This window comes from Clostridium sp. (assembly GCF_036642255.1).
In the GTDB taxonomy this organism is placed as follows: Bacteria; Bacillota; Clostridia; order Clostridiales; family Clostridiaceae; genus Clostridium_J.
The window spans coordinates 1-6,569 of record NZ_JAVWDJ010000087.1; the positions used below are offsets into that span (position 1 = coordinate 1).

At 30.3% G+C, this 6,569-nt stretch carries 8 protein-coding genes; 5 read left to right on the forward strand and 3 right to left on the reverse strand.

The window, feature by feature from the left end; all coding sequences use genetic code 11:
* Both RR409_RS20520 and RR409_RS20525 read left to right on the forward strand, forming a co-directional pair.
* Window positions 1-263: recombinase family protein (locus tag RR409_RS20520; protein WP_332559640.1), on the forward strand; the 263-nt coding region annotated here is incomplete at its 5' end.
* Window positions 256-903 (forward strand): hypothetical protein, encoded by a 648-nt coding sequence (locus RR409_RS20525; protein ID WP_332559641.1) that lies wholly within the window; start codon window positions 256-258, stop codon window positions 901-903. The genes RR409_RS20520 and RR409_RS20525, both read left to right, overlap by 8 nt.
* Before the next feature lie 135 nt (window positions 904-1,038).
* Here RR409_RS20525 and RR409_RS20530 read toward each other — a convergent pair whose 3' ends face one another.
* Complete coding sequence (locus RR409_RS20530; RefSeq protein WP_332559642.1) at window positions 1,039-1,311, reverse strand: hypothetical protein; 273 nt, start codon at window positions 1,309-1,311, stop codon at window positions 1,039-1,041.
* A gap of 5 nt (window positions 1,312-1,316) precedes the next feature.
* The gene (locus RR409_RS20535) at window positions 1,317-1,970 is read right to left on the reverse strand and encodes a hypothetical protein (protein ID WP_332559643.1); all 654 of its coding nucleotides are present in this window, start codon (window positions 1,968-1,970) and stop codon (window positions 1,317-1,319) included.
* 1,915 nt (window positions 1,971-3,885) lie between these two features.
* On the opposite strand from RR409_RS20535, the gene repM reads away from it, so the two are divergent.
* Window positions 3,886-4,830 (forward strand): replication initiation protein RepM, encoded by a 945-nt coding sequence (gene repM / locus RR409_RS20540; RefSeq protein ID WP_332559644.1) that lies wholly within the window; start codon window positions 3,886-3,888, stop codon window positions 4,828-4,830.
* 25 nt (window positions 4,831-4,855) lie between these two features.
* On the opposite strand, the gene RR409_RS20545 is transcribed toward repM, so the two are convergent.
* Complete coding sequence (locus RR409_RS20545) at window positions 4,856-5,221, reverse strand: hypothetical protein (protein ID WP_332559645.1); 366 nt, start codon at window positions 5,219-5,221, stop codon at window positions 4,856-4,858.
* Between the two features lie 289 nt (window positions 5,222-5,510).
* On the opposite strand from RR409_RS20545, the gene RR409_RS20550 reads away from it, so the two are divergent.
* Both RR409_RS20550 and RR409_RS20555 read left to right on the forward strand, forming a co-directional pair.
* Window positions 5,511-6,053, forward strand: coding sequence for a recombinase family protein (locus RR409_RS20550; protein WP_332559646.1), 543 nt, complete (start codon window positions 5,511-5,513; stop codon window positions 6,051-6,053).
* Window positions 6,050-6,569, forward strand: a 520-nt coding sequence (locus RR409_RS20555; protein WP_332559647.1) for a hypothetical protein, incomplete at its 3' end; no start/stop codon positions are given. The genes RR409_RS20550 and RR409_RS20555, both read left to right, overlap by 4 nt.

The window sequence follows — 6,569 nt, forward strand, 5'->3', positions numbered from 1 at the left end:
GTGATAAATCTGATTCAATGACTAATCTATTATTCAATATACTAGGTAGCTTTGCAGAATTTGAAAGAGAGTTAATGCTAGAACGTCAGAGAGAGGGAATAGCAAAAGCTAAAGAGGATGGAAAGTATAAAGGACGTATAAAGTCTATTGATGACAATGCTATTAGATTGGCTATGAATAAAGAGAACGCTAGTTTTAGAAAGGTAGCTAAAGAATTAGGTGTATCATTGTCTACTGTTCAAAGAGCTATGAAAAATGATTGATAAAATTATGAAAAGATTAGATAAAGATTTTGATTTAACTACAACTTTAATAATTATTTACTTAGGTTTAGTTACTATATCAATAGCTCTATATGCACTTATACAAATTTATGTAGATGATGAAGCTACAGCATCTAGCCTTTTAGGTTGGTCAGCAACTATTTTTGCAACGATAGCTTTACTATATACATTTAATAGTTGGAGAGATCAAAAAGGAAGTGAAGTAATAGCTAATGAAGCAAAATTAATCATAGATAAATTAAATGAATCATTAGAAATATCGGAGAATCTTAAATATAGTTTACTAGGTATGAATTTTGATATTGCAAATAAACACTCATTAGAATTAAATGATTGTTTAAGAATAATTGATACAAGAATAAATCTATTAAATATTTTAGTTAATGTTCAATTTAAAGAAATTGATGAAAATATATCTATATTTCAATCAAATTATAGGCAAGTAACACTTTTATTTATTATGTATTCAAATAAAATTATTTCTGATAATAAAGTACATACAAATGATTTATCCAAAATTATATTAAATAAATCATATGAACATGAATTGCAAAATTACAATTTTAAAATATATCTTGCAAATTATGCTTTATATAAAGAATATGATAAAAGCGCATAGGCGCAATGCACCTCACACGTGAGCATATATACACCTACACGTGAGGATAGATATAGAGGATAGTTAATAGCTATCCTTTTATTGTTTTGAGTTGATATAAAATGAATGCTACAGCTAAAGGGATAAGGAATACTGTCATAGCTCTGTATCCCTGAATTTCTGTAATAGCTTTACATCATCTACTAATGGCATGTAGCACTTAACATTGCTTAAAGCTATACCATCTAATTTAGGTAGAGCATCAATAATATTTGTTCTTATCTTATCTAACTTTTCTTTATTCTTTACTACATTATAGCCTTGTTCTGTTTCTGCTTTCACTTTATTTGTTAGATATTGCCATAATACTAACTGTGTAATTAGTTGATTGTATGTACTGTTAATTAAGTGTTGTTGATAGTCTATCATTATTATTATCCTATTTTCTTAATTGTTCTTTTCTTTTGTTCTTGTTTAGTTTTATCTGCTTTAGGTATCTTAGATTGTGTCAATCTAATACCTTTCAATTCTTCTTCTAACTTTGTTTCTTCTTTAGATAAATAGCTATATCTATATACTGCATCCTTAAAGTCTGCTGTATCTTTCAAATCATGGAAATAGTTATTAGTCTTTTTAACATCTTTAAAAACTGTATAGTAATCTGCTGTATCAATAGATACTGATCTTTCTGTTTTACGAGGTAAAGCAATAGCTGTACTGACACCATCTAAAGCATATAGACAATCTCTAGCTTCATTTAAGATAGTAAAAGAATACTTAGAGCCTTGAGAGAATGTAAGCATTAGATGTATATGAAAGCCTGAATACTTACTTTTCTCCATAGCTATATAGTATCCAAAACCTGTTTTAAGTTTACGTGATAAGGTTTTAGTTAAAGCATCATTGATTAATGATTTATTAAAGTCTGCTGATTCTACCTGTAATACGATATGAGCTACTTGTGGCTTGTTAAGGTTATCTCTACTACTTTCTAAGACTGTTAAAATACTTTCAAATCTACGAGAATCCAGTTTGTAATTGGTATTGTATGTATAGCTTTTAGCTACTGTTTTAATTGATTTAGGCATATGTAAGTTATTCCATTAAATAGATATTAGTTATTGTTTATATAGATATAAATAGAGATATATAAAAGATGTATAGAGAGATAGATATAACTGATATAGCTATATACTGTCTTAAATAAAATCCCTAACTTTTTATGTGTAGCTAATAGATAAAAGGACAATTAGCTACTATTGTTTTTATTGAAAGATACACTATTTATTGTGTGAAAAGTTTTGTACTAAATTATGAAATAAACATATCATACAATGACTTATTTGTCAATGTGCAGTCAAGCTGTAAGCCTTTACCCATACAGGATATAGGTTTTTTAATGATTCAATGTTATGACGCATCTGACAAAGGTATGAGAAGATAAATAAGACCATACAAATACAGTGTTTTTATTGTGTTTTGAGATGTGAGCAAACTTGCTCATATTTAAAATAGATTTGATTTATTGAAGAAAGAACGAATACACCTACTGACCTGAAAAGTCGAATGAGTAGAAATAGTACTAAGTCCTAGAGATATGCTCATATTTGAGCTGATCTAATTAGCACCATATTTCTATATGTTGTTTTATGATTGGTATAGAAATGTATAGACGTTCCTAGATTGTTAGGAGAGTTACTACGAAAGTTTCGTAGTTCATTAAATTTTGAGAGCTTAAAGAAATTCCTTAAATCTTAGGAGATATATCCAAGTTTGGATGATGTATTTTATTAGATACTAGATATTGTGGTTGTCAGATCAATATGACACTAGTTAGAGATATAATTATAATTCTGTATGCTCACCATTTCTCACATGAGAGCGTTTAGACACCTTACCTATGCACTTGTACCACACACAACCAAATGAGCTGTAAAAGCAAATTAGAGCCATTTAAGAGCATGTGTAAAAAGCATTGGGAAGATAGTAATTTTATAAAAAATATTTAATGCTTGTTTTAATTTGAGATTTTAAAAATTGACTCAAAGGGGGTATGCTCAAATTTGGACACACCCACATGTCAATACTTCCTCCATTGGAGGGAGTTAAGATAGAACTTTCACTACGGATAAATAAATAAATTATAATCTAGTCAGCGTAGCCCTAGTATGTATTTAAGGTACTTTGCTAGATGGTAGGGGAGTACTTAGAATTAGCCCCCACCCCCTAAACCCTACACACCATTGGTGGGAGTCATACTCCGTATTAAGCAGGGGTTTTATTTTTAAAGCTCCGTTTTATTTTCATTGTGAAGTTAATAAGAATTACGTTAATAAATACGATGCTCATTCTTCGCTAAATGCTTTATGGATTAGAAATTAAAACTACTCCACGCCCTCTGTTACTCCCTATTTCTGATCAAATACCTACAGTCGGTTGGATACCCCATTACCTTGAACGCTAGAACTTTCCAACTTTTAAAACTCTGGTGGACGTGGCATTCAAGTTAATAGGGTTAAGATAGGATTAATATATAGTCCTATATGCTCACCATTTGCACTCTAAGCGACTTTAGAGTACGCACCTATACCTATGTACCACCCAACTCAAAACAAGCACCTTAGAGCGCAAATGAGAGCCTGTGAGCACACACTGATTTCAGGTCATGGCTTGGTAGGGTAATCGGTATGTGATTTCTGTACCCAGTTTGATAGGTAAAAAAACAAATTAAAAATTTAAGTTTTGAAAAAGGAAAATTGGCTTTTCTGAAATAAAAAAAGCTTTTAAATGCTTTACTGTTCTCTGTATGCCTTGCTGTGTAAGGGTTTTAGAGGGTATATATGGACGAATTCCCCCTTATATGTGGACGAATTCCCCTCTTGATAAGTCCGTATACATGGACGAATTCCCCGTATTAGTGGTCGTGATATGTTGTGTCTGTTATTGACTTGATGTATGTTGTCAATATAAGTACAAATTCACCGTTCATGGTCAGACATAAAAATGAGTAAAGAAACAAGGCTTGTGGTAAAGGATAACGCTTTAATAGATGCTAGTTTCAACCTATCATTGGTAGAGCAAAGGTTAATGTTACTAGCTATTGTAGAAGCTAGAGAGATACAAGATTTAACGCCTGATACACCTATAGAGATCAAAGCATCTAGCTATAGAGAACAGTACAATACTGATTCAAGTGAAGCCTATAAGCAGTTATCAGAAGCTACAAAGCAATTATTTAATAGACAATTTAGTTATATAGATAAGTATAAAGGTGATGATGCTATAACAGTTTCACGTTGGTTAAATGAAGCTACCTATATAAATAATAAAGGTACTGTAGTTATATACTTAAATAGAAATGTAATAAGTATGATAAGCAGATTAGAAGCTAATTTTACTAAGTACCTGTTAGAGCAAGTTAGTGATTTTAAAAGCCAGTATAGTATCAGACTGTATGAGTTATTAATTAAATATAAAGATGTAGGGAATAGTAAAAAATATACTATTGAGGAGATTAGAAGCCTTTTAGGTATAGGTGTAAATGAATATAAAGTATTAGCAGATTTTAAAAAGCGTGTACTAGATTTAGCAGTTAAAGAGATAAATGATAAGACTGATACAACAATCAAATATGAGCAGTTTAAAGAGGGAAGAACTATATCTCATATCTTATTTAAGATAGGTAAGAAGTTAGCCAAGAAGAAGAAAGATAGCAAAGATCAGAATACAGTTGATATGTTTACTGGACTAAGTATCAAGCAATGTCTTATGTTTGGTGATAAGTTGAGTAGAGATATAGCTTTTCAGAATCACTATAAGGCTAATGTAGGAGAGAATATAGAGGACTATGCTGAACGAATAGCTACAATGCTATCAGATGCATTCTATGTTACTGAGTGGATGCCATATCTTGAAACAGTTGGATATATTAATCATAAGAAAGAATAAGGGAGCTATATAGCCCCCTTTTTTATTACTTGCCTAGTAGCTGATTTTCTAGCTCTTTGATTGACTTATCAATAGCTTCTTTTTGTTTACGTAGCTTTTTAATTTCATTCTGAATTGAAGTAGCAGAACGTGTATTAGCTAATTCATAAATAGAGTGTACTTGATCAACTCTAAGATCAAGAGCATTTCTAACTTTGTCTAAACGGTATAGAGGAGCAATAGCAGACCCTTTAACAAAGTCTGTATTAATACCTTGTAACTTAGTTTTAATATCAACTTTCTCTGCTTCCTTTTCTTCTTTCTTTTTAAGAGTTGAGATAGCTTTAATGATCTGATTGATACCAACAAAAGTAGATTCTTTTTGTGCTGTAGTGACTTGATTAGTTGCCATGATTCAAAAGCCTATATATGTATTTTTCATACTTATAAGACTATCAGATTGAACGCTGTACGTGAATAGAAGTGTATAACTACCCTACTAAAATAATTTCATTCACGTAGAGAGAGCAAAATTAACTACGAAATTTTCTTAGTCACTACACTTTAAGTGTAGTCTGTATTCATTAGGCACGCCCTATTGAGTACATAAAAAAGAATACAATATATGTATTCAAATACATTGTTTTATATATATGAATACAGTATATTTATAACATCTTAGATTTAAAAGAATACATATTATGGCTAATGTTGGATATATAAGAGTAAGTACAGTTGATCAGAATACAGCTAGACAATTAGATGGTTTAGAGCTTGATAAAATATTTACTGAACACAAAAGTGGTAAAGATAAAGATAGAGAACAATTAAAAGCTATGCTGGACTATGTAAGAGATGGGGATACTATTCATATACATAGTATTGATAGACTTGCTAGGAACTTAGCAGACCTTAAAGAGCTTATTAATCTGTTCAATAATAAAGGTGTATCTGTTCACTTCCATAAAGAAAATATGAAATTTAACGGTGATAAATCTGATTCAATGACTAATCTATTATTCAATATACTAGGTAGCTTTGCAGAGTTTGAAAGAGAGTTAATGCAAGAACGTCAGAGAGAAGGAATTGCAAAGGCTAAGGAAGAAGGGAAGTATAAAGGACGTACCAAGTCTATTGATGATGATGCTATTAGATCGGCTATGTCTAAAGAAGGAGCTAGTTTTAGAAAGGTTGCTAAAGAGCTTGGTGTATCATTGTCTACTGTTCAGAGAGCTATGAAATGATAAGTAAGATTATGGAAAAATTAAATAAACCTTTTGAGCCAATAACAACTCTTATAATTATTTATTTCGCATTGGTTACTGTATCAATAGCACTATATGCTCTCATACAAATATTTTTTAAATCAGATACTGCTACAGCATCTAGCCTTTTAGGTTGGACAGCAACTATGTTTGCAACTATAGCTTTACTATATACATTCAATAGTTGGAGAGAGCAGAAAGGTAGTGAAGTTTCCTCTAATATCTCAACAAAAATTTATATAAGTTTTGATAAAGTTTCTACGATGATTCAAGACTTAGATGTATTAATCTACACTTTAATAGACGAATTAAAGGAAGAAGATAAATCAGAAATATATGATATCTTTGATAAATTAGTGAAAATATCAGATAAGAATTCTGAAATAGTTAGTTTAATTGACATTATCATTGATTATAAATCAAACTTAACTTTAAAGAATGAAGTAGAAAAATATGAAAAAAATATAGAAGATTTATCATTTTTTATTGAAAAAT

What these genes read in the sequence shown, in the direction of transcription:
- RR409_RS20525 (WP_332559641.1), top strand. Translation starts at nt 256, where the DNA reads ATGATTGATAAAATTATGAAAAGATTAGATAAAGATTTTGATTTAACT.
- RR409_RS20530 (WP_332559642.1), bottom strand. Translation starts at nt 1,311, where the DNA reads ATGATAGACTATCAACAACACTTAATTAACAGTACATACAATCAACTA.
- RR409_RS20535 (WP_332559643.1), bottom strand. Translation starts at nt 1,970, where the DNA reads ATGCCTAAATCAATTAAAACAGTAGCTAAAAGCTATACATACAATACC.
- repM (WP_332559644.1), top strand. Translation starts at nt 3,886, where the DNA reads ATGAGTAAAGAAACAAGGCTTGTGGTAAAGGATAACGCTTTAATAGAT.
- RR409_RS20545 (WP_332559645.1), bottom strand. Translation starts at nt 5,221, where the DNA reads ATGGCAACTAATCAAGTCACTACAGCACAAAAAGAATCTACTTTTGTT.
- RR409_RS20550 (WP_332559646.1), top strand. Translation starts at nt 5,511, where the DNA reads ATGGCTAATGTTGGATATATAAGAGTAAGTACAGTTGATCAGAATACA.